General features: G+C 69.3%; 23 protein-coding genes. 4 read left to right on the top strand and 19 right to left on the bottom strand.

Annotated elements, in window-relative coordinates; translation table 11 throughout:
• Positions 1-4 precede the first annotated feature (4 nt).
• On the top strand, positions 5-844 hold the full coding sequence (locus NNL39_RS08170; protein ID WP_255158731.1) for an MBL fold metallo-hydrolase: 840 nt from the start codon (positions 5-7) through the stop codon (positions 842-844).
• A gap of 223 nt (positions 845-1,067) precedes the next feature.
• Here the strand turns inward: NNL39_RS08170 and NNL39_RS08165 are convergent, their stop codons facing one another.
• From NNL39_RS08165 to NNL39_RS08115, 11 genes are all read right to left on the bottom strand, one after another.
• The gene (locus tag NNL39_RS08165; protein WP_255158730.1) at positions 1,068-1,373 is read right to left on the bottom strand and encodes a GNAT family N-acetyltransferase; all 306 of its coding nucleotides are present in this window, start codon (positions 1,371-1,373) and stop codon (positions 1,068-1,070) included.
• Between the two features lie 60 nt (positions 1,374-1,433).
• On the bottom strand, positions 1,434-2,276 hold the full coding sequence (locus tag NNL39_RS08160; RefSeq protein WP_255158728.1) for an aldo/keto reductase: 843 nt from the start codon (positions 2,274-2,276) through the stop codon (positions 1,434-1,436).
• Positions 2,277-2,346: 70 nt separating this feature from the next.
• A complete protein-coding gene (locus NNL39_RS08155) occupies positions 2,347-3,477 on the bottom strand; it encodes a bifunctional 2-methylcitrate synthase/citrate synthase (RefSeq protein WP_255158726.1) in 1,131 nt (376 codons plus the stop codon).
• Positions 3,478-3,494: 17 nt separating this feature from the next.
• Entirely contained in the window at positions 3,495-4,391 is an 897-nt protein-coding gene (gene prpB, locus NNL39_RS08150; protein WP_255158724.1) for a methylisocitrate lyase, read from the bottom strand.
• On the bottom strand, positions 4,391-5,902 hold the full coding sequence (locus NNL39_RS08145) for an MmgE/PrpD family protein (protein ID WP_255158723.1): 1,512 nt from the start codon (positions 5,900-5,902) through the stop codon (positions 4,391-4,393). The genes prpB and NNL39_RS08145 overlap by 1 nt, the downstream gene beginning before the upstream one ends.
• Positions 5,899-6,630 carry a GntR family transcriptional regulator gene (locus tag NNL39_RS08140; RefSeq protein WP_255158721.1) on the bottom strand — a complete coding sequence of 244 codons (732 nt, stop codon included), beginning with the start codon at positions 6,628-6,630 and terminating at the stop codon, positions 5,899-5,901. The genes NNL39_RS08145 and NNL39_RS08140 overlap by 4 nt, the downstream gene beginning before the upstream one ends.
• Before the next feature lie 32 nt (positions 6,631-6,662).
• Positions 6,663-7,067, bottom strand: coding sequence for an ArsR/SmtB family transcription factor (locus NNL39_RS08135; RefSeq protein WP_255158719.1), 405 nt, complete (start codon positions 7,065-7,067; stop codon positions 6,663-6,665).
• A 153-nt stretch (positions 7,068-7,220) separates the two neighbouring features.
• Positions 7,221-8,018 (bottom strand): ABC transporter permease, encoded by a 798-nt coding sequence (locus NNL39_RS08130; protein WP_255158717.1) that lies wholly within the window; start codon positions 8,016-8,018, stop codon positions 7,221-7,223.
• Positions 8,015-8,920, bottom strand: a complete 906-nt coding sequence (locus NNL39_RS08125) for an ABC transporter ATP-binding protein (protein WP_255158715.1) — start codon at positions 8,918-8,920, stop codon at positions 8,015-8,017. The genes NNL39_RS08130 and NNL39_RS08125 overlap by 4 nt, the downstream gene beginning before the upstream one ends.
• Entirely contained in the window at positions 8,917-9,213 is a 297-nt protein-coding gene (locus tag NNL39_RS08120) for a transcriptional regulator (RefSeq protein WP_255158713.1), read from the bottom strand. Before NNL39_RS08120 ends, NNL39_RS08125 begins: the two co-directional genes overlap by 4 nt.
• The gene (locus NNL39_RS08115; RefSeq protein ID WP_255158712.1) at positions 9,210-9,875 is read right to left on the bottom strand and encodes a hypothetical protein; all 666 of its coding nucleotides are present in this window, start codon (positions 9,873-9,875) and stop codon (positions 9,210-9,212) included. The genes NNL39_RS08120 and NNL39_RS08115 overlap by 4 nt, the downstream gene beginning before the upstream one ends.
• Positions 9,876-9,963: 88 nt before the next feature.
• Here NNL39_RS08115 and hrpA point away from each other — a divergent pair, with 88 nt between their 5' ends.
• Both hrpA and NNL39_RS08105 read left to right on the top strand, forming a co-directional pair.
• The gene (gene hrpA / locus NNL39_RS08110) at positions 9,964-13,887 is read left to right on the top strand and encodes an ATP-dependent RNA helicase HrpA (protein ID WP_255158710.1); all 3,924 of its coding nucleotides are present in this window, start codon (positions 9,964-9,966) and stop codon (positions 13,885-13,887) included.
• 83 nt (positions 13,888-13,970) lie between these two features.
• Positions 13,971-14,381, top strand: a complete 411-nt coding sequence (locus NNL39_RS08105) for a hypothetical protein (RefSeq protein ID WP_255158709.1) — start codon at positions 13,971-13,973, stop codon at positions 14,379-14,381.
• Here NNL39_RS08105 and NNL39_RS08100 read toward each other — a convergent pair.
• Positions 14,365-15,993 (bottom strand): sulfatase-like hydrolase/transferase, encoded by a 1,629-nt coding sequence (locus NNL39_RS08100; RefSeq protein ID WP_255158707.1) that lies wholly within the window; start codon positions 15,991-15,993, stop codon positions 14,365-14,367. The two genes, NNL39_RS08105 and NNL39_RS08100, sit on opposite strands and share 17 nt — an antisense overlap.
• On the opposite strand from NNL39_RS08100, the gene NNL39_RS08095 reads away from it, so the two are divergent.
• Positions 15,992-16,225 carry a DUF3418 domain-containing protein gene (locus NNL39_RS08095; protein WP_255158705.1) on the top strand — a complete coding sequence of 78 codons (234 nt, stop codon included), beginning with the start codon at positions 15,992-15,994 and terminating at the stop codon, positions 16,223-16,225. The two genes, NNL39_RS08100 and NNL39_RS08095, sit on opposite strands and share 2 nt — an antisense overlap.
• A gap of 23 nt (positions 16,226-16,248) precedes the next feature.
• Here the strand turns inward: NNL39_RS08095 and NNL39_RS08090 are convergent, their stop codons facing one another.
• The 7 genes from NNL39_RS08090 to NNL39_RS08060 all read right to left on the bottom strand — a co-directional run bounded on the left by NNL39_RS08090 (position 16,249) and on the right by NNL39_RS08060 (position 24,644).
• A complete protein-coding gene (locus NNL39_RS08090; RefSeq protein WP_255158704.1) occupies positions 16,249-17,334 on the bottom strand; it encodes a hypothetical protein in 1,086 nt (361 codons plus the stop codon).
• 69 nt (positions 17,335-17,403) lie between these two features.
• Complete coding sequence (locus NNL39_RS08085) at positions 17,404-18,375, bottom strand: acyl-CoA thioesterase (RefSeq protein WP_255158703.1); 972 nt, start codon at positions 18,373-18,375, stop codon at positions 17,404-17,406.
• Positions 18,376-18,404: 29 nt separating this feature from the next.
• Entirely contained in the window at positions 18,405-18,791 is a 387-nt protein-coding gene (locus tag NNL39_RS08080) for a type II toxin-antitoxin system VapC family toxin (RefSeq protein ID WP_255158702.1), read from the bottom strand.
• Positions 18,792-19,088 (bottom strand): type II toxin-antitoxin system Phd/YefM family antitoxin, encoded by a 297-nt coding sequence (locus tag NNL39_RS08075; RefSeq protein WP_255158701.1) that lies wholly within the window; start codon positions 19,086-19,088, stop codon positions 18,792-18,794.
• A 51-nt stretch (positions 19,089-19,139) separates the two neighbouring features.
• Positions 19,140-20,909 (bottom strand): amidohydrolase, encoded by a 1,770-nt coding sequence (locus tag NNL39_RS08070; RefSeq protein WP_255158700.1) that lies wholly within the window; start codon positions 20,907-20,909, stop codon positions 19,140-19,142.
• Positions 20,910-20,951: 42 nt separating this feature from the next.
• On the bottom strand, positions 20,952-21,935 hold the full coding sequence (locus NNL39_RS08065; RefSeq protein WP_255158698.1) for a ribonucleotide-diphosphate reductase subunit beta: 984 nt from the start codon (positions 21,933-21,935) through the stop codon (positions 20,952-20,954).
• A gap of 225 nt (positions 21,936-22,160) precedes the next feature.
• On the bottom strand, positions 22,161-24,644 hold the full coding sequence (locus NNL39_RS08060; RefSeq protein ID WP_255158696.1) for a ribonucleoside-diphosphate reductase subunit alpha: 2,484 nt from the start codon (positions 24,642-24,644) through the stop codon (positions 22,161-22,163).
• Between the last annotated feature and the right edge of the window lie 250 nt (positions 24,645-24,894).

The following is a 24,894-nucleotide window of genomic DNA, read 5'->3' as shown; positions in this document are numbered from 1 at the left end:
CAGCATGAGCTCGAGCGCAGCATCCATCGCCGTCACGGTCGTCGGCGGCCCCACCGCCCTGCTGGAGTGGGCGGGCCTGCGGCTGCTGCTCGACCCCACCTTCGACGAGCCCCAGCGCTACGGGCCCGATGACGACGACCTCGAGAAGACCGACGGCCCCGCTGTCGCCGTCGATGAGCTCGGGCGCATCGACGCCGCCCTCGTCTCGCACCACCACCACGAGGACAACCTCGATCACCAGGGCCGCAACCTCGCGCTGACCCTGCCGCTCGTCGTCACGACGCCCGCCGGGGCTGAAGACCTCGGAACCCGCGGCGGTACCGCTCGCGTCATCGGGCTCGCCGACGACGAGGGGATCGCGCTCGACGACGCGCTCATGGTCGGCACGGTCGTCGCCTCGCTGGCGCCCGCGGGCGCTCGACTGCACGCCCTGCCCGCCCAGCACGGCCCTGCCGAATGGGCCGAACGGCTCGGGCCAGTCTGCGGGTTCCTGCTCACCGCCCCCGGGCACCCGACCGTCTACGTCTCGGGCGACAACTCAGAGGTCTCGGTCGTCGAGACGATCGTCGCCCGATACGGCACGGTGGATGCCGCGGTGCTGTTCGCGGGCGCCGCCCGCGTTCCGGCGATCGACGCCGCCCTCACCCTCACGGCGGCGGACGCCCGCGCCGCCGCCCTCGTGCTCAGCGCGCGCCGCGTGGTCGGGCTGCACGTGGACCAGTGGACGCACTTCAGCGAGGGCCGCGACGCCCTCGAGCGCGAGTTCGCGGGGCTCGAGTCGCCCGCGGGCGGAGCGCTGCTCGCCGCCACGCCGCTCGGCGCCCGAACCGAGATCACCCTCTAGCCCGAGCCAACACTCCCCCCTGGCCGCTCACCTCGAGGGGCGACGCCCACGGCGCTGACTGTGCCGACGACGATGAGCGTGTTGACCCACGGGTCGTCGGACCCCGACCACTCCCTCGCGGCGACTTCAACGGATTCGGAACTTCATGATGCAGATTCATGAAGTTCCGCGTCCGTTGTAGTGCGCGCACCGTGGAGCAGTCCGCATGGAGCAGTCCGATTGATCACCAAACCTTGACGAGCTCTTCATCGGTCTCGGTGGCCGTACGCGTCGCACCCTCGTCGTCGACGTACTCGTAGGTTGTCGTGCTGACGACTCCCGTCCGCACGAAACCGAGTCGTTCGTAGAGCGCAGCGGCCCTCGGGTTGTCGAACACGACGCCCACCACCAGGCGTCGCGCGCGCCCGGTCGCGAGGTCGGCGCGCTCTTCCACCACTTTCTCGGCCGCAGCGATGATGGCTGACCCCACTCCGCGGCCTCGTGCCGACGCGTCGACCGAGAGGCTCTTGAGCTCAGCCGGGTCAGTCATCGCCGCAGCATCGTCAGGCGTGCAGCGCCGCACGACCACGCCAGCGGATGCCATGCCGACCTAGAAGTCGGTGTTGAGGGGGTGCGCGCCGACGCGCTGGTCGCGGTCGCACGCCGCGATCGTCGCCATCTCGTCGGCCGAGAGCTCGAAGTCGAAGACCGCCGCGTTCTCGAGCATGCGCTCGCGGCGCACCGTCTTCGGGAAGACGATCAGGCCCTCCTGCAGGTGCCACCGGATGGCGATCTGCTGCACGCTCTTGCCGTGGCGCGCGGCGATCTCGGCGAAGCCGGGTAGCTCGGCGAGGTCGTAGTTGCCGCTGCCGAGCGGGCTCCACGACTCGGTGTGGATGCCCCGCGCCTCGTGGAACGCCCGCAGGTCGCGCTGCTGGAACGCGGGGTGCAGCTCGACCTGGTTGACCGCGGGCACGACCTCAGTCGCCGCCGCGAGGTCGTCGAGGTGGGTCTGCATGAAGTTCGAGACGCCGATCGAGCGGGCAAGCCCGGCGTCGCGCAGCTCGATCACGGCCTCCCACGACTCGACGTGCTTGCCGTACTTCGGCGACGGCCAGTGGATCAGGTACAGGTCGACCTGCTCGAGCCCGAGCCGTTCGAGGCTCGCCTCGGCCGCGGCGCGCACGGTGTCACGGCCCTGGTCGCTGTTCCACAGCTTGGTCGTGATGAAGAGCTCGTCGCGCGGAATGCCCGACTCGGCGATCGCCCGGCCGACACCCGCCTCGTTCTTGTAGACGCGCGCCGTGTCGATGTGGCGGTAGCCGACCTCGAGGGCCTCGGCGACCACACGGTGCGCTTCATCGTCGTCGATCTGCCACACGCCGAGCCCGAACTGCGGGATGCGGTGGCCGTCGTTGAGCGTGATGTGCGGGGTGGGAATCGCGTCAGTCATCCTGCCAGTCTCCCCCATCTGCCTTGACGCTCCCTCTCAGACGGCGCTCCCCTTCAGACGGCGCTTCCTCTCAGACGGCGCTCGGCACCGATCGCTCATCGGGGCCGGTGTAGAGGCTCAGCGGGCGGATGAGCGCGTTCGCCGCGAGCTGCTCGCGCACGTGCGCCGTCCACCCGGTGACGCGCGCGGCGATGAACAGCGGCGTGAAGAGCTCGGTGTCGAAGCCCATGAGGTCGTAGGCCGGCCCCGAGGGGTAGTCGAGGTTCGGCTTGATGCCCTTCGCCTCGTCCATCGCCTTCTCGAGCGCGTCGTAGAGGTCGAGCACCTCGGGCCGCTCGTAGTGCGCCACGAGCGTCTCGAGCGCGGCCTTCATGGTCGGCACGCGCGAGTCGCCGTTCTTGTAGACCCGGTGGCCGAAGCCCATGACCTTGCGCTTGGCGGCGAGCGACTCCGCCAGCCAGCTCTCGGCGTACTGCGCCGAGCCGACCTCGCGGAAGGTGTGCATGACGGCCTCGTTCGCCCCACCGTGCAGGGGGCCCTTGAGGGCGCCGATCGCGCCCGTGACGGCCGAGTAGACGTCGCTGAGCGTCGAAGCGATGACGCGCGCCGTGAACGTCGAGGCGTTGAAGGAGTGCTCGGCGTACAGGATCATCGACACGTCGAACGCGCTCACGACGACGAGCTCGGGCACCTCGCCGAACGTCATGTGCAGGAAGTTCGCCGAATAGCCGAGGTCGTCGCGGGGCTCGACGAGCTCCTGCTCGCGCAGGCGGCGCTGCGCGTAGGCGACGATCGACGGCAGCTGCGCCCACATCCGGATGCTGCGCTCGAGGGTGAGGTCACCATCGATCCACGTGCTGTCGATCGTGAGCGACTCGTCGAGCGCGCCGAGCACGCTCACGGCGGTGCGCACGACATCCATGGGATGCGCGCTCAGCGGCAGCGCATCCATCGCCTGCTTCACCGTCGGGTCGAGGTGCCGCAGCGAGCGCTCGAGCGTCTCGAACTCCGCCAGCTGGGTCGGGCTCGGCAGCTCGCCGTGCCACAGCAGGTAGGCGACCTCTTCGGCCGTGCACCGCTCCGCGAGCTGCTGCACGGGGTACCCGCGGTAGAGCAGCGAGTTCGTGTCGGGGTTGACCTTCGAGATCGCCGTGACGTCGACGACGACGCCGGCCAGGCCCTTCTTGATGTCGTCGAGCATGTCGGTCTCCTTGTGGGTCAGCGGCCGTTATAGGTATAGATGCCCGCGTCGAAGGCGTTGTACGCCTCGTAGTCGAGCAGTTCGTAGAGCCTGCCTCGAGTCTGCATGCCCGCGACCTCGCCGTCGAGGGTTCCGGTGGATTGCAGCGTGTCGAGCGCGCGCTCGATCGCGCCGAACGCGATGCGCAGCAGCGAGACGGGGTGGATCACCAGGTTCACGCCCACGTCGGCGAGCTGCTGATGCGTGAAGAGCTCGCTCTTGCCGAACTCGGTCATGTTGGCGAGGATCGGCACGCTCACGGCCTTCCGCATCTGCTCGAACTCCGCGAGCGTGCCCATCGCCTCCGGGAAGATCGCGTCGGCACCGGCCGCTTCGAGCGCCTTGGCGCGGTCGATCGCGGCGTCCATGCCCTCCACCCCGCGGATGTCGGTGCGCGCCATGATCACGAGGTCGGGGTCGCGGCGGGCATCGACGGCCGCGCGGATGCGCTTGACCGCCGTGTCGAGATCGACGACGGCCTTGCCGTCGAGGTGCCCGCAGCGCTTGGGGTTGACCTGGTCTTCGAGGTGCAGGCCCGCGACGCCCGCGTCTTCGAGCTCGTGCACCGTGCGGGCGACGTTCATGGGTTCGCCGAATCCGGTGTCGGCGTCGACGAGCGTCGGCAGGTCGCTCATGCGGCTGATCTGGTGGGCGCGGTGCGCGACCTCGCTGAGCGTCGTGAGGCCGATGTCGGGCAGTCCGAGCTCGGCGGCCATGACGGCACCCGAGATGTAGGCGCCGTCGAAGCCCTTGTCTTCGATGAGGCGGATGCTGAGCGGCGTGAACGCGCCCGGGAAGACCTGCAGGCGCCCGCTCGCAAGCCCCGCGCGGAACGCCTGACGGCGCTGGCTCGGCGTGGTGGAGGTGGAGAGCATCAGAAGAGTCCCTTCGGGGCGGCGGGCACGGGGTGCATCGGGGTCACGGTGAGGCCGCCGAGCTCGGCGGGGCTCAGCTCGGGCAGGCGCTGGGCGACCGAGAGGAAGCGGTCGATCTCGTCGGGGCTCAGGATGCCCTGCGCCAGCATCCGGAACTTGCCCACGTACTCGGCCCGACCGAAGGGCCGCGCGCCCAGCGGGTGCGCGTCGGCCACGGCGATCTCGTCGACCACGCGCTCGCCGTTCGTCAGCTCGATCTCGATGCGGCCGCCGAAGGCCTTCTCGCTCAGGTCGAGGGAGTGGTAGCGGCGGGTCCACTCGGCGTCTTCGGTCGTCGTGATCTTCTGCCACAGCTCAACCGTGTCGGGGCGGGTCGCGCGCTCGGGGGCATAGGAGTCGACGTGGTGCCAGCCGCCGTCCTGCAGGGCGACCGCGACGATGTACGGCACCGAGTGGTCGAGCGTCTCGCGGCTCGCCGTGGGGTCGTACTTCTGCGGGTCGTTCGCGCCCGAGCCGATCACGTAGTGGGTGTGGTGGCTCGTGTGCAACACGATCTTCGCGATGTTCGCGGGGTCACGCAGCTCGGGGCGCTCGGTGCCGAGGCGACGCGCGAGGTCGATCCAGGCCTGGGCTTGGTATTCGGCAGAGTGCTCTTTCGTGTAGCTGTCGAGGATGCCCGTGAGCGGTTCACCGCTGTCGGGCAGCGGAACCTCGTAGCGAGCATCCGGCCCGCTCAGCAGCCACGCGATGAAGCCGTCTTCGCCTTCATAAATGGGGCTCGGGCTCGTCTGGCCGCGGATCGCCCGGTCGACGGCTTCGATCGCCATCTTGCCGGCGAAGGCGGGGGCGTGCGCCTTCCAGGTCGAGATCTCGCCCTTGCGCGACTGCCGTGTGGCGGTCGTGGTGTGCAGGGCCTGGCCGATGGCCTGGAAGATCGTCTCCGTCGGCAGCCGCAGCAGCGTGCCGATGCCGGCCGCGGCGCTCGGGCCGAGGTGGGCGACGTGGTCGATCTTGTGCTCGTGCAGGCAGATGGCGCGCACGAGGTCGATCTGGATCTCGTAGCCGGTCAGCAGGCCCTTGAGAAGCTGCGCTCCGTCGGCGCCGGTGTGCTGGGCGACGGCGAGGATCGGCGGGATGTTGTCGCCGGGGTGCGAGTAGTCAGCGGCGAGGAAGGTGTCGTGGTAGTCGAGCTCGCGCACGGCGACCCCGTTGGCCCAGGCGGCCCACTCGGGGCTGTAGCGCGTGTCGGCGGGCGTGCCGAACACGGTCGCGCCGGGGCGGTAGGGGTGCGCTTCGGCCTGCCCGCGCGCGCTGATCACGGGGGCCCGGTCGAGGCTCGCGACGGCGACGGCGGCGTTGTCGATGACGCGGTTGATGACCATGTCGACGGCCGCCTCGTCGAGCGGACGGTCCTGCTCGGCGGCGAGCGCGGCGAGCTTGCCGGCGAGTTGGTCGGCGGCGGCGAGGGGTTCGCTGCTCTTGTAGGTGCGCACGGTGTGGGTGGTCGTCATGGTCGCTCTTTCGTCTGGTCGTCGCCGCTACGCGGCAGGTGGGCGTGGATGCTCGTGAGGGCTTCGTGCAGGTGCAGCCGAGTCGCGGCGGCTGCGCGCTCGGGGTCGCCGTCGGCGATGGCGCGGGCGATGGCGGCGTGCTCGGCGGCGCTGCAGGCGAGGCGGTCGTCGTCGTCGCGGGCGAGGCGGCGCACGCGGGCGAGGTGCACGCGCGTGCTCGCGATCGCGGAGGCGAGGTAGGGGCTGTCGCTCAGACTGTCGTCGAGGGCGGCGTCGAACTCGGCGACGAGGGCGTAGTAGTCGTGGCGCTGCGGGTCGTCGGCGCTCAGGCTCGCGGCGTCGACGGCGGCGAAGCGGGCGGCGAGCTCGGCAAAACGTGCGCTGCTCTCGTCGGTGCTCGCCCGGCGGGCGGCGAGGCGCGCGGCCTGCTCGTCGAGGGCAGTGCGCAGTTCGAAGAGGGCGGTGACGTCGTCGGGCTCGATCTCGCTCACGACGAGGGTGCGGGGTCCGCGCTCGGTGGCGAGCCCGGCGGCGATGAGGCGGGCGAAGGCCTCGCGCACGGGGGTGCGGCTGACTCCGAGTCGCGTCGCCTGCTCGACCTCGGTCAGCGGGGCGCCCGGCGTGAGCTCGCCCTCGACGATCGCAACGCGCAGGGCGTCGAACGCGCGGTCAGCAGCCGTGCGCAGCCCAGCGGGAACGCCCGCACGCGCCGCGCTCTCGATCGCCATGCCCCCAATGTATACATTGAGCGACTTGAGCGCTACACAGCGCCGATTTCACGAGACTTTCGTATACACCAACACCCCTCCTCGTCCTCTTCCTTCCCGCTCGGCGCTCTCTCCACTCCGATGTCGAGGTCGCGACCGTCGAGGTCGAGGTCGTCGTACCGGGCCGGTTCGCGAAGGCTGACCAGGCGCTCGACGAGGACGGCGAGCGCTCCGATCACTCGCGGACTCAGCCGGTAGATGCGAGCGTTCATGTCGATGCGTGTCGTCACGAGGCCCGCGCGGGCGAGCCGGTTCAGGTGCTTCGAGATGGCCTCGCGACCGACGCCGCGCTCGCTCTGCAAGGCGTCGGCGAGTTGGCCGGCCGAGTGCTCGCCGCTCGCGAGCACCTCGATGAGCCGCCAGCGCAGCGGATGGGCAAGGAGGAAGAGGGTTTCCATTCCGCGAGTGTGCCCGCCGCGGCATGTGCCGCGAGCGGCACATTGCCCGAGCGGGAATACCGCTCCCGGGAGACGGGCGGAGGAGGGAGCTCGGTGCTGACGAGAAGGGGCGGGCGGGCACTCCGCATCGATGTCAGCAGAGCGCCCCGCGGCTCAGCGGTAGCGGCGGCCCTCGTCGCGGCGGTAGAGCCAGAGGGCGAGGGCCGCGGTGGCGAGGGTCCAGGCGAGGGCGCCGGCGAGCATCCACAGTTCGGGGGTTGTTCCCTCGACGGCGGCGAGCGTGAGCTCACGGGCGTGCCGCGACGGGAAGAACCGCGAGAGCGTCTCGAGCCAGTCGGGGAAGAACTGCGGCGGGAAGAACAGCCCACCTCCGAAGGCGAAGCCGAACATGCCGACCTGGATGATCGCGATCGCCGCCTTCGACGAGAACGCGTAGCCGATCGACGCCCCGAGCAGCAGGAACGGGATGCTCGTGAGCGCCAGAACCACGAGCCCCGCGACGAGACCGACAGCGGAGACCGACGCCTCGGTCGCGAGCGCACCGACGATCAGCACGGGCACGATCGAGAGGAAGCTGAACACCGCGGTCGCCGTGATCTGCGCGCTGATGCGCACCGCGGCGGGCAGGGGCAGGCTGCGCAGGTAGGGATCCCACGGCTTCTCGCGGTTCTCGGCGATCGTGAGACCCAGGTTGAAGAGGGCGCTCACCATGACGGCGAAGACCGCGAGCGATGCCACGGCCTGCGTCGCGAAGACCGGGTCGTCGGCCACGCCGCGGTTGGGCACGACGAAGAAGAGCAGGCTGAGCGCGGGGAACACCATCGTGCCGATGACGGCGATCGGCACGCGCAGCGTCTCGATCACGAGCATGCGCACGTGCATCGCATACAGCGGAAGCATCGGCACTGTGCGCGGCGCGACGGCCGAGATGTCGGGGGTCGTGATGGTCATGCGGCGCTCCGATCGGTCAGCGTGAGGGCGAGGAAGGCTTCTTCGAGGGATGCCCCGCGCACGGTGAGGCCCGAGAACGGCACCTCGGCGCGCACGAGCGAGCGCACGAACGCATCCGCGTCGTCGACCGTGAGACGTATCCGCTCACCGCCGACCTCGCTGCGCACCACGCCGGGCAGGGCGCGCACCGCATCGGGTCGGTCTGTTGCCAGCTCGATCACGGCCGAGTCGACCCGATCGCGCACGGCGGCGAGGGTGTCGTCGGCGAGCACGACGCCGTTGTCGATCACGATGACGCGCTCAGCGAGCGCCTCGATCTCCTCGAGGTAGTGGCTCGTGACGACGATCGTCGTGCCCTCGGCGTGGTGACGGCGGATGCCCTGCCAGAGGCCGTGCCGCGCATCGACGTCGAGCCCCGTCGTGGGTTCGTCGAGCAGCACGAGCTGCGGGCGCCCGACGAAGGCGAGGGCGACCGCGATGCGGCGCTTCTGGCCGCCCGAGAGGGCGCCGCACTGGCGGCGGAGCAGGTCGGAAAACCCGAACTCGTCGGCGAGAGCATCCGTCGGCACGCGGTCAGGGAAATGCGCGGCCACGAGGTCGACGACCTCCGAGACCCGCAGGGTGTCGGGCAGGGCCGTCTCTTGCGGCGTGCTGCCGAGGCGGGCCCGGCGGCGCGGGTCGGTGGGGCTGCCGCCGAAAAGCTCGACGGTGCCCGACGACGGACGGCGTCGGCCCTGCAGCAGGCTCAGCAGCGTCGACTTGCCGGCTCCGTTGGGGCCGAGCAGTCCGACGAGCTCGCCGCCGCCGATCGTCAGGCTGACATCGTCGAGCGCGACGGTCTCGCCGAAGCGGCGGGTCGCGTTCTCGAGGCGCGCGAAGGTCGTATGCGCGGTCGCGGTCATGGCTTCTCTCCCAGCAGGTGTCGAAGGGTCTCGGTGTAGTCCTCGAACGCACGCCGTCCGCGGCGGGTGAGGCTGACGAAGGTCGTGGGGGTGCGGCCCTGGTGGGTCTTCTCGACGACGACGTACTCGGCGTCTTCGAGCTTGCGCAGGTGGGTCGAGAGGTTGCCGGCGGTCATGTCGAGCAGCTCCTGCAGCCGCGGGAAGGTGATGCGGTCGCCCTCCTCGAGGCTCGCGAGCGTCGCCGAGATGCGCAGGCGGGCGGCGGCGTGGATGACCGGGTCGAGCTCGGTCACGCCCGGCCCCTCTTCAGGCCCAGGTGCATGACGAGGGCGGCGATGAGGAACGACCCGCCGCCGAGCACCGCCATGACGAGGTTGTTGGTCGGGGCGCCGAAGAAGGGCGCGATCGTTCCGGCGACGATGATGACCGCGCCGAGGACGAGCTGGTCGATCGATCGCCAGAGCGCAGCGCCCATGAGGTACATGACTCCGGCGACGAGCGCGTAGATCGCCGGGAAGTACAGGCTCTGCAGCGTGGAGTCCATGCCGTTGACGGCGAGGGCGACCCCGATGAGGTACGCCCCGAGCGAGACGACGGGCCAGGCGATGCCATAGACCGCTCCCGAGAAGTTCGAGGGGCCGCGCACGCCGCGGTTGAGGCGCATGCCGATCACGGCAGAGATGATGATCGACACGAGCAGCAGCACGCCGAAGATCGTCGCGGCAAGGCCCAGCGGGAGCTGGAACCACCGGTTGCCGCCGTCGTAGCCCGACCAGAGAGCGAGGAAGCCGACCGTCCAGGCGACGCCCCACACTCCGAGGATCCAGGGGATGCCGCGCAGCTGGTCGCGCTCGAGCGCGCTCTGCTGCTCGCGGATCAGAGCGAGCGCCTCGTCGGCGCTCGGCGGGGCCTCATCGAGGTCGGCCGGCGCGGGGTGATCGATGTGGTCGGTCATGAGTACTTTGTAACGCAAACCAGTTTGCGTGTCAAGAAGGTTTGCGGACGCCGCACCGCAAGCGGCGCCGCTCTAGACTGGAGGGCTGATGACTGCCGACGCCGATCACCCTGAGCCCCGCATCCCGGGCCTGGTGATCGCCTACCCGCCCGACCTGCCGGTGTCGCAGCGGCGCGACGACATCGCAGCCGCAATCCGCGACAATCAGGTCGTCATCGTCGCGGGCGAGACCGGATCGGGCAAGACGACGCAGCTGCCGAAGATCCTGCTCGAGCTGGGCCGCGAGCGCATCGCCCATACGCAGCCGCGCCGCATCGCCGCGCGCACGATCGCCGAGCGCGTCGCCGAGGAGCTCGGCAGCGAGCTCGGCGGGCTCGTCGGCTACAAGGTGCGCTTCACCGACCAGGTCGGCCGAGACACGCGCGTCACGCTCATGACCGACGGCATCCTGCTCGCCGCCCTCCGCGGCGACCGCGAGCTCAAGAACTACGACGCCATCATCATCGACGAGGCGCACGAGCGCAGCCTCACCATCGACTTCCTGCTCGGCTACCTCAAGCAGTTGCTCCCCCGCCGCCCCGAGCTCAAGCTCATCATCACCTCCGCCACGATCGACCCTGAGAGCTTCGCGAGGCACTTCGCCGCAGCCGACGGCAGCCCCGCGCCGATCATCGAGGTGAGCGGGCGCACCTTCCCGGTCGAGATCCGCTACCGGCCGCTGGTGCCTGACGGCGCCGACACCGACAACCTCACCGACCCCGACGATGACGATTCAGACGGCCCGAGCACCCCCGGCGAGGCCATCGACATGATCGAGGGGGTCATCGCCGCGGTCGACGAGCTCGGCCGCGAAGGCGACGGCGACGTGCTGGTGTTCTTCAGCGGCGAGAACGAGATCCGCGACGCGGCGGATGCCCTCACTGGGCACCTCGCCCGCCAGGGACCGCGCGGCGCGGGCACCGAGGTGCTGCCGCTGTACGGCCGGCTCAGTGCGGCCGAGCAGCACCGGGTGTTCGAGCGGGCGCCCGCGGGCATCCGTCGCCGGATCGTTCTGGCGACCAACGTCGCCGAGACGAGCCTCACCGTGCCGGGCATCCGCTACGTCGTCGACACCGGCACCGCGCGCATCAGCCGCTACAGCGCGCGCTCGAAAGTGCAGCGGCTGCCGATCGAGCCGATCTCGCAGGCCAGCGCCAACCAGCGGTCGGGCCGCTCGGGGCGCACGAGCGACGGCATCGCCATCCGCCTCTACAGCGAGCTCGACTACACCAAGCGGCCCGAGTACACCGACCCCGAGATCCTGCGCACCAACCTCGCGGCCGTGATTCTGCAGATGATCTCGCTCGGGCTCGGCGACATCGAGCAGTTCCCCTTCCTGCAGCCGCCCGACAAGCGCGGCATCGCCGACGGGCTCGACCTGCTGCTCGAACTCGGCGCGGTCGACAAGAAAGACGGCGCCCACCGCATCACGCGCGTCGGTCGCGAGATCGCGCAGCTGCCGCTCGACCCGCGCTACGCGCGCATGGTTGTCGAGGCTCAGAAGCTCGGGGTGGCGCGGGAGGTCATCGCGATCGTCGCGGGGCTCAGCATCCAAGACCCGCGCGAACGGCCGGTCGAGAAGCGCGAGCGCGCCGACCAGCTGCACAACCGGTTCCGCGACCCGACGAGCGACTTCATCACGCTCCTCAACCTCTGGAACCACCTGCAACGGCGGCAGCGCGAGCTCAGCGGCAACCAGTTCCGCAAGGAGGTGCGCAGCGAGTTCCTCAACTACCTGCGCATTCGCGAGTGGGCCGACGTCGAGCGGCAGATCAGACGCCAAACCAAAGGCGTTGGCAAGCATCCCGCCGATGGCGAAACAGGAGCCGACGCCACCGCGATCCACAAGGCGATCCTCAGCGGCCTCCTCTCCCACATCGGCCTGAAAGACACCGCGAAGCGGGACTACCTCGGCGCGCGCCAGCGCCGCTTCGTGCTCTACCCGGGCTCGGGGCTCGCGAAGAAGCAGCCCGACGCTGTCATGGCCGCCGAGCTCGTCGAGACGAGCCGGCTGTTTGCCCGCACGGTCGCCGTCATCGATCCGGCGTGGGCCGAGCCGCTCGCGGGCGAGCTCGCGAAGCGCTCGTTCAGCGAGCCGCGGTGGGAGAAGCGCCAGGGCGCCGCAGTCGTCGACGAGAAGGTGACGCTGTTCGGGGTGCCGGTCATCCCGCGCCGGCGCGCGCAGCTGAGCCGCATCGATCCGGCTCTCGCGCGCGAGCTGTTCATCCGCCACGCGCTCGTCGAGGGTGAGTGGGATACCTCCCGGCTCGACAAGCGCCTCACCGCGTTCCTGCGCGACAACGCGCGCGTGCGCCGCGAGCTCGAGCAGCTCGAAGAGCGCAGCCGGCGCCGCGACATCCTGCTCGACGACGAGAAGATCGTCGAGTTCTTCGAGACACGTATCCCCTCGGACGTCACCGACGTGCGCCGCTTCGAGCGCTGGTGGCGGGATGCTGTGCGCGAGCATCCCGAAACGCTCACCCTCACCCGCGATGACCTCGTCGAGGCCGAGCAGCTGCCGGCCGACGACGGTTCGTACCCGACGCGGCTCACGCTCGGCGATCAGACGCTCAGTGTCGGATACCGCTTCGAGCCCGGAGCCGCCGACGACGGCGTCACCGTCACCGTGCCGCTGCCGCTGCTGCCCCGTCTCGACACGGCGGGGTTCGACTGGCTCGTTCCGGGTTTGCGGCTCGAGCTCGTGACCGCGCTGCTCAAGACGCTGCCGAAGGCCATTCGCCGCAACGTCGTGCCCGCCGCCGACTGGGCCGCTCGACTCTTGGCGGCCGTGCCGCCCGGGGCCGACCTGCGCGAGCTGTCGATCACCGAGTTTCTCGCCACCGAGATCCGCCGCCAGACCTTCACGCCCGTCGACCCCGACGACTTCGATCTCGACCGCCTGCCCCCGCACTTGCGCATGGGGTACGCGGTCGTCGACGAGCGCGGCAGCAAGCTCGCGCGCGGCACCGACCTCACCGCTCTGCAGCAGAAGCTGCGCGAGCGCACGCGCGACTCGGTCGCTCGCGTGGCCACGGCCGCCGCGAAGAGCCCGATCGAGCGCGGCGGCATCACGGCGTGGGACGACACCATCGGCAAGGGGTCCGGCGGCGACGGCGGTGCCGGCGGCACCCTGCCCCGGCAGCTCGACATGCGCCGCGGCGAGACCACGATCCGCGCCTACCCCGCGCTCGTCGACGAAGGCGGCTCGGTGGCGATCCGACTGCAGACCTCGGTCGCCGACCAGGTGGCCGCGCACCGTGCGGGGGTTCGCCGGCTCGTGCAGCTGGGGGTTCCGTCACCGCTCGCGTACATCCAAGAGCACTTGACGAGTGCCGAGAAGCTCAGCCTCGGCGCCTCGCCCTACCGCTCGACGGCCGCGCTCATCGATGACGCGCTGCGGGCCGTGATCGACGCCGAGCTCAGCGCCGCCGACGCGAACGCTGATGCGCGGGATGCTCTGCCCTGGTCTCGCGCGCAGTTCGAGTCCCTCCGCGACCGCGTCAACGCCGGCCTGCCCGACCGCCTGTTCGGCATCGTGGCGACGACGGCGGCCGTGCTGGCGGCGGCGCGCGAGGTCGATGTGCTCATCGGTCGCAGCTCGAGTCTGCAGTTGATGGCGCCGCTCGCTGACGCGCGCGAGCAGCTCAACGCCCTCGTGCACGACGGATTCATCGGACGCACGGGCCTCGCCCGCCTCCCCCGGCTGGTGATCTACTTGCGGGGCATCGCCCACCGCGTCGAGCGGCTCGCCGACAACCTCGGCCGCGACCGCGCGTGGATGCTCGAGGTGCAGCAGGCCGTCGAGCTCTACACCGCGGCGGGTGGCACGCTGCCGCTCGGCGTCGACCCCGAGCCCCGCATCCGCGAGGCCCGCTGGATGCTCGAAGAGCTGCGCCTCTCGCTCTTCGCGCAGCCGCTCGGCGCGCAGGGCCCGATCTCGGTGCAGCGCATCCGCAAGGCCCTTTCGGTCTGATGGAGAGTCGCCCAGAACTCGAGATGGCCGATCGGCCCGCGGACAACAGCTGGGCGGCTGGGCGGCGCGTAGGATCAGAGACCATGTCGACGACTCACGACCGCGCCCTGACGATCTCGCGAATCGTCAGCGCCGTGATGCTGCTGGCGGCGGGCGGCATCCACCTGTTCCTGGTCATCGACGGCGCCGGCGGGCTGCTGGGCGTCGCGTTCGCCCTCAACTTCGTCGCTGGCCTGGTGCTCGGGGTCGGGATTCTCGTGGTCTCGCGGCGACTCCTGCTCGCCGTCACCGCGCTCGGGCTGGCGTTCATGGCGGCGAGCCTCGGGGCGATCATCGTCTCGATCACCGTCGGCCTCCTTGGCGTGCAGCCCGACTGGGACTACCCGCTCATCCGAGAGACGGCCATCATCGAGTCGATCGGGGTCGTCGTGCTGGCGGTCGCCACCGTGATCGCCTTCCAGGAGCGGCGTACCCGGCTCACTCCGGATCGCTGAACGCGGCGACGAACCGGTCGCGGAAAGCGTCCATGCGCCACACTGGCGCGTCGGACGACGGACGGAATCCGGCGTCCCACCCCCATTCCTCGATGTGCTCAAACACGGCAGAATCCTTCGACACGATCGTGATGGGCACGTCGGTGTCGGCTGTCTCGCCGCTCACGATGCGCGAGGGCTGGTGGTCGCCGACGAGCACCAGAACGAGATTCGACGGGTCGTACGTCTCGAGAAACGAGAGCGTCGAGCGAAGCGAGTATCGGATCGACTCGGCGTACGCGGCACGCACGCGCTGGGCATCCGGCCAGACGTCTGCAGAGTCGCGCGGTTGAGCGGAGAAGGGGCCGGGCTTGCCGATGTGTGCCCACGGGACCAACTGCGGGTTCGGTGTCCAGGGCGAGTGCGACGAGATGAGACTCAGCTGGGCCATGATCGGGGCGGGCCGCGACAGCTCCTCCTCGGCGAAGCGGTGCCACGTGAACTGGTCGGGCACGCTCGCGAAGCCGAAGGCCGGCCCCTCGTATGCCAGGGCACTCTTGTCGAGCAGCCGGTCGAAGCCGTAGAAGGCGGCGCCCTCGGGCCAGGGCTCCGTGACGGCCGGACTGACGACGACGGTGCGCCAGCCCGCGTCGTGAAAGAGCCGACTGATCGTCAGGCGGTCGCTCTCGAGCAGCGTGTCGTACTTCTGCTGCGAGTCAACCCACATGCCGCTTTGCAGGGTGCTGTGGGCGAGCCAGCTGACACCGCCGAAGGTCGGTGAGCTCAGGAACGCGCTTTCGGCGCGGTACCCGTCACGGCTCAACCGCGCCGCGTACTCGTCGATGGTGCGGCTGATGCTCGACATCGGCCCTGTGCCCGACACCGCGACCTCGCCGAAGCTTTCGACGAAGGCGATGACGACATCCTTGCCACGCAGTGATCCGAGCAGTTGCCCCGAGGCCTGCGCAACCAGCGGATCCACCCGGAGCTCTGCGGCGAACGCGTCCCGTTCGCGGGCGCTCTGTGTCGCATATTCCACTGTCGTGGACAGCGATCTCAGCGAATCGGCCGCGGCGACAGCTGTGCCGGTGGGGTACTGCACCCCGGCGATCGCGAGCGCGCTCCAGGTGACAGCCGCCGCGGTGACCGCAATGCGTCCGTGGTTGCCTGTGTCGTGGAGGGTACGCGCGCATCGTTGGGCGCACCACACGAGCACCACCATCAGGGCGATTGCGATGGCGACGGCGAGAGTTGCGGCGAGGGCCGCAAGGGTCGGGCCCACGACGCCATCCACGACGCGGTAGGCGTTGGCGACGGCACGCCAGTCCTCCGCAAGCGCGAAGCCGCGGTCGATCGTCGCAAGGAACGACCGATCGAGCACAGCGATCGCGATGGCGACGACGGTGATCATCGCAAACGCTGACGCCACGACGAGTCGGAGCGTGGGGTGCCGCAGAAGGAGGCTCAGAAGAAGCAGCAGGATCGTCTCCACGGGAAGCCGTGCCGCTGACGCCGATGCGCAGCCGAGCATGCCCGGCAGCAGCGGGGCCGCGATCACGGTCACCCAGGCGAGCACGGTCAGCAGCATCGCCCGCGGGGATGGCGTGGTGGCGATCAACGATTCACTGCCCATGGTGGCATCGTACGGCGGGCAACGAAACGGCCCCGCCGAGGCCGAGCTGATCGTGAGCGGAGACGGCACGTACGGGTCGCAGTCGGTCGCGGCTCGAGCGTCGCGGCCCGAGCCGCGCATCCGCGAGGCCCGCTGGATGCTCGAAGAGCTGCGTCTCTCGCTCTTCGCGCGGCCGCTCGGCGCGCAGGGCCCGATCTCGGTGCAGCGCATCCGCAAGCAGCTCAGCACCTAGCGGACGGGCATCGACGACACTCGCTACCCAGCCGCGAGCGGGAAGACGCTGGAGCTGATCGAACCGTCAATGTTGACGCCCACGGTCCAGACGCTCTCGGGAGTGCGGAGTTGCACCGTGAGTCCGCTTCGTTCGACGCGCGAGAGAGCGCCGCAACTCGTCGTAGAAGCCACTTCAGGATGGCGCGCCCTCAGGCAGTACTCTGGCTCGCCGTCGAGCTCAGCACTGTCGATGAGGTACGCCGAGAAGTCTGCACCACTACCCTCCGCCTCCCGTGACACATAGACCGCGGAGGGCCCCATGAGAAGTCGATCAGGCTCGTCGATGTCGTCAAACGGTTCGACGACAGCAGAGCCCCCGTAGGCACCGAAGGCAATGACATCGAGCACGCTCAGCGTTTGCTCGTTGCCGTGCAGGCTCTGATCGTTCTCAAGCCTGGGGCTACCTACGGGTCCCCACGCGAACAGGCCAGAACCGGAGGTGCTGCCGCCCGGACTCGCGACCACGCCTGCTTCTTCGAACACAGATGGCAGTACGCAGCTGCCCCCGGCACTCCATCCCCCAGACCCTTCGGGGAGATCGGCGACAGTGATGCAATACAGGTCCCACTCGGTACTCCGCCCGTCGGGCACGGTCGAAGCCCGATACACGATGCCGAAACGATCGTTCCCCAGTGGAGTGACCCTCGGACCTCGCGTGATGTTCGACGTGTAACCCTGCTGAAGTCGCGATGCCCACTCGCGATCCTCTTGGCTCTCCGGTTCGTCGAAGATCGCGAGGGGATCGGGATCGGGTAGTGCCAGCGCCCACCCGATCATCGGGATGGCCAGCAGGGCCGAGATCACGCCAGCCACCCCGACGGCACGCATCCTCCGCCTTCTGCCATCGTCCGCGTCGTCGGGTGCAGATTCCCGTTCGTTCTGCTCGGCGAGATTCGCGATGCTGGCGGCGAGTTCTGCGCTCGCCCGTTCCGCAGCCGCAACGTCGGCACGACGCGCGAGCTCCTGGGCCGCGGCGTCGGCCAGCGCTACTCGCTCGGACGTGTCTGCACGAGAGTAGGCCAGGCGTTCAAGCTCCCGGTCGTATGCCTCTGACAGATCGCGGTTCATGACGATCAGTCAACCATGGTGGTGGCAGGGTCCGATCTCGGTGCAGCGCATCCGCACGCAGCTCAGCGGTTAGTCGGCACCCCAGGCGAGCAGCTCAAGCGGGATCGGGATGGGCTTGCGGCGCAGCTCCATGAGATCGCGGGCGTGCTCGTCGAGCCGATGGTCCTCATCGCTGACGAGCGGCAGCGGGGCGACGGGGGCGGCCCGGCCGTCAGCTGCGCGGTCGACGAAGACCGTCATGCACGTGGTGGTGAGGGCGAGGTCGTGCGGGCGACGCGGCGAGCCAGCACGCACGCGCACCGCGATGTGCATCGAGCGGTGTCCGGTGTGGATGAGCCGGGCATCCACCTCGACAAGGTCGCCGATGCCGATCGGCTGCGAGAACTGGATGCCGCCCGAATAGACGGCGACGGCGTGCTCGCTCGACCAGCCAGCGGCGCAGGCGAAGGCGGCCTCGTCGATCCAGCGCATGACGGTGCCGCCGTGCGCCTTGCCGCCCCAGTTGGCAACCGAGGGCGAGGCGAGGAAACGGAACGTCGTCCGCGGCGCCGTGCCCTCCTCGGTGTACGCCTGCGCGAGCATCGCCTCGCGGATCTCGCGCCGAACGAGGATGCGCTGCTCGGCGCTCGCCTGCAGCACGCGGTCGTCGTCGGAGCGGGGCCGCCAGGGTTCGACGGGGCGCGCGGAGCCATCGGCATCCACCGCGACGAAGACGAGGATGCAGTGGGTCGCGATCGAGAACTCGCGCGTGCGCGGGCTCGCCGACTCGATGACGACGAGCACCTGCATGCTCGTGCGGCCGGTGTGCACGATGCGCGCGTGCGCCTGCACGAGATCGCCCGGCGCGATCGAGCGCGTGAAGTGCACGTTGCCGACGTAGGCGGTGACGCAATAGGAGGCGCTCCAGCCGACGGCGCAGGCGTAGCCGGCCTTGTCGATCCATTCGAGCACGCTGCCCGCCGCAACGGTCGCGCCGCCCACCGCCGAATCCTTCGGCTCGGCGAAGAACTGCAGCGTGATGCGGTCGGCCGGTGACTCCACGTGTCGATTAGACCACGCGGCGACCCGGGCTAATCGGCCGGCGACGCGACCGGCATACCCAGCGCGGATGCCGCGGCCAGCAGTCGCTCGTCGTACGCAACGAACGCGGTCAACTCGTCGCGAAGCTCCAGCGCGCTCGCGAGGTGAATCGCGTCGAGGCTGCGCAGTGATGGCGGCGACAGTCGCGCTGCCGTGTCGAGCACCTGGGTGTCGATGACCAGCAGGTTGCCCTGCGCGAGCAGGTCGAGCGCCCGTGGCACAACGGAGGGATCGGCGCGAAGGAGTGCCCGCACCAGCTCGGTTCGCACGAGTGCGCTCGAAGCCCAGTCGTGGTGGCTCAGGTACGCCCGAAGTGCCGAAGACTCCTTTTCCTCGATCAGAAGCTTCACCGCGGCAGACGTATCGAGATACAGCACCTAGAGCCGCTCTTCGCGTTGTTCATCGAGAAGATCAGCGATCGACGGCCTGCCGTGCTCCGGGTTGATCGGGGTGGGAGGATTCGCGGCGAGCCACGCGGCAGAGCCCCCGCGCCCCGGCGTCATGCGCCTTTCGTCAATCAGTTCTTGCACTCGCGAATCTTTCACTGTCGGCACGGGCCCGATGATCGCGACCGGCACCCCACGCTCGGTCACCTCGATCGACTCGCCTTGCTTCACGCGGTCAAGGTACTTGCTCGCGTTCTGCCGCAGCTCGCGCACCCCGATCCGGTCCATGTGCTACACGGTAGCACTTTGGTGTGGAGGACGCCGCTCGGTGTCCGCGGGTCAGCCGAAGACGCGACGGCCCGCCACCCAGGTGCCGACGTTCCGGGTGGCGTGGATGCTCGCCGCGGGCCTCGCGAACGGGTCGCGGTCGGTCGCGGCCAGGTCCGCGACCGCTCCGACCTCGATGACGCCCGTAACGTGCGCGTCGCCCGGCCCGTTCCCGTTGATGAACGCCGAGCCGGCCGTGTAGGCGTCGAGCGCCTCGGCCAGCGTGAGCTCCTCGTGCGCGAGCAGCGGCTCGGGATCGTGCTCGGGGTCGTCGGCGGGCAACGTGCGATTCACCGCCACGTGGATGGCCTGCCACGGATCGGGCGTCGAGACGGGCCAGTCGCTGCCGGCGCACAGGCGCGGGCGAGCATCGGTCGCCGCGCCGTCGTGACCGGCACTGCTGCCTGCGTGCAGGATGCTCGCGAAGGGGTACTGCGTCGCGGCGCGCTCGGGGCCGACGAGCGGCACGGTGAGGTCGCGCATCTGCGGCTCGTTGCAGGCCCAGAGCGCCTGCATGTTGGCGGTCACGCCGAGCGCGGCGAAGCGCGCCACGTCGTCGGGGTGCACGAACTGCAGGTGGGCGAGGTGGTGGCGGCGGGCATCCGTCGACGGGCGCTCTGACCACGCGTTCGCGGCCGCGGCCGCCTCGAAGGCGTCGAGGGCGTCGCGCACTGCGCGGTCGCCGATGACGTGCACGTGCGCGCTGAAGCCAGCGGCGTCGAGCGCCATGATCGCGTCGGTGAGCGCCTGCCCGCCGACGAAGGCGATGCCGGTGGGATGCTCGCTCGGCGCCGCGCCGTCGAGAACCAGGTACGGCTCGAGCATCGCCGCCGTGCCGTTCTCGACGACACCGTCGGCCATGATCTTGACGGCGCTGAGTCGAAAACGGGAGGCGGGGCCCAGCTCGGTCGCATGCGCCTCGCGGCGCGCGACGAGCTCGGGCACCTGCTCGATGCCGCGGGCACGATCCCACCACAGCGCGCCGACGACGTCGACCGTCAGTCGCCCCTCCGCCAGGGCGCGGCGGTAGACGAGAGCCGTGTCGCTCGCGCCGAAGTAGTCGCCGACGATCGCGTCCTGCCACGCGGTGATGCCGAACGAGTGCGCGTAGCGCTGCGCCTCGAGCAGGGCGGCGTACTCGTCATCGGGCGTCGCGGCGGGGGCGACCGCGGCGACGAGCGCGGCGGCGCCCTCGTGCAGCGTGCCCTGCGGACTGCCATCGGGTAGCCGCTCGATGCGGCCGTCGGCCGGGTCGGGAGTGTCGGCGGTGATGCCCGCGAGCGCGAGCGCGGCCGAGTTGGCCCAGGCGCCGTGGTGGTCGCGGTTGTAGAGGAAGACCGGCCGGATGGGCTCGATCGCGTCGAGCTCGGCGGCACTCGGCGTGCCGCCGGCGAACGCGCTCATCGCCCAGCCGCCGCCCGTGATCCACGCGCGCGAGGCGTCGCAGCCGCGCGGAGGATTGAGCTGCGCGTACTCCGAGATGAGCCGCGCGTAGTCGTCGGCTGAGGAGCCGTCGCTCAGGTCGCAGCCGAGCCGCTCGAGGCCGCCCTGGATGGGGTGGATGTGCGCGTCGACGAACCCCGCGTGCAGCATCCCGCCCGCCAGATCGACCACCTCGGTAGCCGGGACGCGCCAGGCACTGAGGTCAGCATCCACCGCCGCGATGCGGCCGTCGACGACCGCGACCTGCAACGGAGCGGGCGCTGCAACCCCCGGAACAGTGCCGCGGCCCGGCCCCGCATAGACGACTCCTCCGAGGAAGAGCAGATCTGCGTGGGGCACGGGCCGCGGACTGGGGGGTGGGAAAGGGCGCGAACGCCGGGGCTAGGCCGAGGTCTTGGCGTTGACCTCGTACGAGGTGTTCGTCGACTCGAAGAAGTTGACGAGCTGCAGGGTGTCGTTCGCCGTCGCCATCCACTTCGCCGGGTTCGACACGTTGTACTCGGGCTCGAAGCCGAGCTCTTCGAGACGACGGTCGGCCAGGTACTTGACGTACTGGTTGATGTAGTTGGCGTTGAGGCCCAGGATGCCGTTGGGGAGGAGGTCGTGGTTGTACTGCTCCTCCATCTCGACGGCGTCGAGGATCATCTGACGGATCTCGGCGGCGAACTCCGGCGTCTGCAGGTCGGGGTTCTCCTCCAGCACCGTGAGGATGAGGTTGATGCCGAACTTCAGGTGCAGGCTCTCGTCCCGCACGATCCAGTCGACGAGCGAACCGAAGTTGCGCAGCAGGTTGCGCTGGCGGAACGACAGGGCGACCATGAAGCCCGAGTAGAACCAGATGCCCTCGAGGATCACGTTGTAGGCGACGAGGTTGCGGATGAAGTCCTGCTTGCCCTCGGTCGTCGTGATGTCGAGCGTGTCCTCCGTCATGCGGCGGATGAACTTGACCTCGAACTCCTCCTTGCGCGCCATCGACGGCACGTCGATGTGGCTGTCGTAGGCCGCGGCGCGGTCGATCGGGAAGGTCTCGAGCACGTACTCGAAGCTCATGCAGTGATTGGCTTCCTCCCACATCTGCTTCGCGAGGTAGAGGTGCGCCTCGGGAGCCTTGACGTAGGGGTAGACGCCGAACGCGAGCGCCTTGTTGACGAGCAGCTCGTTCGGGTTGAAGTACGACATGAGGAACGTGATGGCGTGACGCTCTTCGTCGCTCATCTTCTTGAAGTCGGCGATGTCTTCACCGAGCTGGATCTCGTTGGGGAACCAGGTGTTGGCAACCGCCTGGTCGTAGAGGTCCATGGCCCACTTGTAGGTGACCGGCTTGAGCAGCAGGCCCTCCTGGATTCCGGTTCCGAGGATTCCCATGATGATTTCGCGCTTTCTGTTCCGTGATGCGGGATATGAGGAGTGTGGGGTGGATGGCGAGCGCGGCCTACTGGCAGCTCTCGCAGTGCAGCTCGTCCATCGGGTCGATCGGAACCTCGTACTGGGCGAATGATTCGAACCGAGCCGGCATAGCCGTCTCGGCGCTGGCGTCGCGAGATCGCGGTGCGATCTCCATAGCTCCAGCGCGGGTGGAGGTCATGACGCTCACTCCCCCGCCTTCGCGGCGCCGCCGAAGCCGAAGCCCTTGCGCGCGGGTGCCGCGCTCGCGGTCTCGGCCGGAGCCGCGGCGACGGCCGAGCCGAAGCCCTTCTTCGGGGCGCTGCTCGCATCCGCGTTGATCGCCTCAGCCTTGTTGACCTTGACCGTCGACTGCTCGGCGGTGTGGCGCGGCTTCATGTGCAGGTAGTAGGTCGTCTTCACGCCCTTCTTCCATGCGGCGCTGTAGATGTCGATCATCTCGTCGACGTCGCGCGTCTCGAGGTACATGTTGCGGCTGATGGCCTGGTCGATCCACTTCTGGGCGCGCGCCGCGACCTCGAGGAAGGCGTAGGGCGAGAGCTGGAAGCTCGTCTTGTACGCCGCCTTGATGTCGTCGGGGATCGCCGAGATGCCCTGGATGTCGCCCTGGCTGCGCAGGATGTCCTCCCGCACGCGCTCCCAGAGCCCGTGCGCCTGCAGCGCGTTCACGAGGTTGCGGTTGACCTCGAGGAACTTGCCCGAGCTCGTCGAGCGGCTGAAGATCTGCGAGAACTGCGGGTCGAGGCCCGGCGTGGTGCCGGCGACGAGACCGATGGATGCCGTGGGCGCGATGGCCATGAGGGTCGCGTTGCGCATGCCGCCCTTGACCTTCGTGCGCAGGGCGTCCCAGTCGAGACGCGTGGTGCGGTTGACCTGCACCTCGACACCGCGGTCGGCCTCGGTGAGGTCGATCGTGTCGAGCGGCACGAGGCCCTGCGACCAGCGGCTGCCCGCGAAGTTCGCGTACGAGCCGCGCTCCTGCGCCAGGTCGGCCGACTCGTCGATCGCGGCGTACGAGACGTGCTCCATGATCTCGTCGATGAGGTCGAAGGCCTCCTCCGAGTCGTACGAGAAGCCGAGGCGCTCGACGACGTCGGTGAAGCCCATGACGCCCAGGCCGATGGCCCGGTTGTTCTGGTTGGCGTGGTCGGCCTCGTCGACGCTCGACACGGTGATGTCGATGAGGTTGTCGAGCTGACGCACCGCGAGGCGCGCGCTCTCGTCGATCTTCGCCCAGTCGAGCGCGCCGCGGCCGTCGGCCCCGACGACGAAGTGCTGCGAGAGGTTGATCGAGGCCAGGTTGCAGACCGAGATGTTGTCGCGGTCCTGCGGCAGGCAAATCTCGGTGCAGAGGTTCGAGAGGTGGATCGTGCCGGTGTTGTTGTTGATGGCCCGGTTGTTGATCGTGTCCTTCCACGTCAGCCACGGGTGGCTCGTGCTCTGCAGCGAGATGAGGATCTGCTTGAACTGCTCGCGCGCACCGATCTTCTTGAACATGTTGAGCTCGCCGCGCTCGGCCATGGCGATGTACTCGGCGTAGCGCTTCGAGAACTCCTTGCCGTACAGCTCGTTGAGGTCGGCGACCTCGAGCGGGTCGAAGAGGTACCAGTCCTCGTCGTTCTGCACGCGCTTCATGAACTCGTCGCTGATCCACACGGCGGTGTTGGCGGTGCGGGTGCGGCGGTAGGGGTCGCCCGAGTTCTGGCGCAGGTCGAGGAACTCGGGGAAGTCCATGTGCCAGTTCTCCATGTAGAAGCACAGGGCGCCGAACTTCTTGCCGCCGCGGCTGACCGCGCGCAGCACCGAGTCGATCGTGTGCATGAAGGGGATCGGCCCGGTGGAGGTCGTGTTGTTCGAGCGGATGGGCGAGCCCTGGGCACGCAGCTTGGTGACCGCGAGGCCGATGCCGCCCGTGCCCTTCGTGAGCCACATGACGTCGCGCACGCTCTTGGCGATGTGCTCGATGTCGTCCTGCATCTCCATGACGAAGCAGTTCGACAGCTGCGGGTAGCTCGTGCCGGCGTTGACGAGCGTCGAACCCGCCGCGAGGTACTCGAGCTTCGACATCTTGGCGTAGAAGGCGATCGCGTGCGTCGTGGGGTCGGCCTCGTTGAGCGAGAGGCCCATGGCGACCCGCATCCAGAAGTACTGCGGGGTCTCGAGCGGCTCGCCGTTGCGCGCCTTGATGCCGTACCGGTTGTTGAGGGTGACGACGCCGATGTACTTGAGCAGCTCGTCGTTCGAGGGGTCGAGCACGTCGGCGAGGGCGTCGAGGTCGAAGAGGTCGGGGAACCGCGGGTCGAGCAGCGCCTCGTCGACGCCGCGGTGGATGTACTCCGCGAAGTGCGCGCGGTGCAGCTCGCGCAGTTCGGCCGAGTTCTCGTAGTCGCCGAGCACGCGCTTGTAGATGGTCTTGAGCAGGAGGCGGGCGGCCACGACGTCGAACGCCGGGTCGTCTTTCACGTTCTGCAGGGCGACCTGAATGACCGCCTCGTCGAGCTGCTGCGTCGAGATGCCGTCGAAGAGCGTGAGCTCGAGCTCGCTCGCGATCTGGGTCACCCAGGCGATCGAGTCGGGCAGACCCTCAGCAGCGCGCTCGATCGCCAGGTTGATCTTGTTGGCGTCGTACGGCTCCCGGGCCCCATCGCGCTTGACAACGGTGATGCTCACGTGGCCACTCTCCCTCTTGCGCCTCGATCGGCGCCCTGCTCGATAACGGTGCTCGCGCTCCCGTGTGCGGTGTGTACTGCTGGTCAAAAAAGCCCGGAATTCCGGGCTGATCGCGCTGTTCCCCTCGCGCGGTTCCATCACTATATATGCGGGGTCTGACAAAGTTCACACCCAAGATGTAGTGGGCGTGTCGTCCACAGCTGTGCATAAGTCGGGCGACTTATCCCCAGCCTGTGGGCAAGCACCGACA

It is taken from the genome of Microcella humidisoli (assembly GCF_024362325.1).
Lineage (GTDB): Bacteria > Actinomycetota > Actinomycetes > Actinomycetales > Microbacteriaceae > Microcella > Microcella humidisoli.
The sequence above is the reverse complement of the archived record's forward strand: the minus strand, read 5'-3'. Positions and strand labels throughout refer to the sequence as shown.

Bases quoted from the DNA above. Each gene is read 5' to 3' on its own strand.
- NNL39_RS08170 (WP_255158731.1), top strand. From the start codon at position 5: ATGAGCTCGAGCGCAGCATCCATCGCCGTCACGGTCGTCGGCGGCCCC.
- NNL39_RS08165 (WP_255158730.1), bottom strand. From the start codon at position 1,373: ATGACTGACCCGGCTGAGCTCAAGAGCCTCTCGGTCGACGCGTCGGCA.
- NNL39_RS08160 (WP_255158728.1), bottom strand. From the start codon at position 2,276: ATGACTGACGCGATTCCCACCCCGCACATCACGCTCAACGACGGCCAC.
- NNL39_RS08155 (WP_255158726.1), bottom strand. From the start codon at position 3,477: ATGCTCGACGACATCAAGAAGGGCCTGGCCGGCGTCGTCGTCGACGTC.
- prpB (WP_255158724.1), bottom strand. From the start codon at position 4,391: ATGCTCTCCACCTCCACCACGCCGAGCCAGCGCCGTCAGGCGTTCCGC.
- NNL39_RS08145 (WP_255158723.1), bottom strand. From the start codon at position 5,902: ATGACGACCACCCACACCGTGCGCACCTACAAGAGCAGCGAACCCCTC.
- NNL39_RS08140 (WP_255158721.1), bottom strand. From the start codon at position 6,630: ATGGCGATCGAGAGCGCGGCGCGTGCGGGCGTTCCCGCTGGGCTGCGC.
- NNL39_RS08135 (WP_255158719.1), bottom strand. From the start codon at position 7,067: ATGGAAACCCTCTTCCTCCTTGCCCATCCGCTGCGCTGGCGGCTCATC.
- NNL39_RS08130 (WP_255158717.1), bottom strand. From the start codon at position 8,018: ATGACCATCACGACCCCCGACATCTCGGCCGTCGCGCCGCGCACAGTG.
- NNL39_RS08125 (WP_255158715.1), bottom strand. From the start codon at position 8,920: ATGACCGCGACCGCGCATACGACCTTCGCGCGCCTCGAGAACGCGACC.
- NNL39_RS08115 (WP_255158712.1), bottom strand. From the start codon at position 9,875: ATGACCGACCACATCGATCACCCCGCGCCGGCCGACCTCGATGAGGCC.
- hrpA (WP_255158710.1), top strand. From the start codon at position 9,964: ATGACTGCCGACGCCGATCACCCTGAGCCCCGCATCCCGGGCCTGGTG.
- NNL39_RS08105 (WP_255158709.1), top strand. From the start codon at position 13,971: ATGTCGACGACTCACGACCGCGCCCTGACGATCTCGCGAATCGTCAGC.
- NNL39_RS08095 (WP_255158705.1), top strand. From the start codon at position 15,992: ATGGTGGCATCGTACGGCGGGCAACGAAACGGCCCCGCCGAGGCCGAG.
- NNL39_RS08100 (WP_255158707.1), bottom strand. From the start codon at position 15,993: ATGGGCAGTGAATCGTTGATCGCCACCACGCCATCCCCGCGGGCGATG.
- NNL39_RS08090 (WP_255158704.1), bottom strand. From the start codon at position 17,334: ATGAACCGCGATCTGTCAGAGGCATACGACCGGGAGCTTGAACGCCTG.
- NNL39_RS08075 (WP_255158701.1), bottom strand. From the start codon at position 19,088: ATGGACCGGATCGGGGTGCGCGAGCTGCGGCAGAACGCGAGCAAGTAC.
- NNL39_RS08065 (WP_255158698.1), bottom strand. From the start codon at position 21,935: ATGGGAATCCTCGGAACCGGAATCCAGGAGGGCCTGCTGCTCAAGCCG.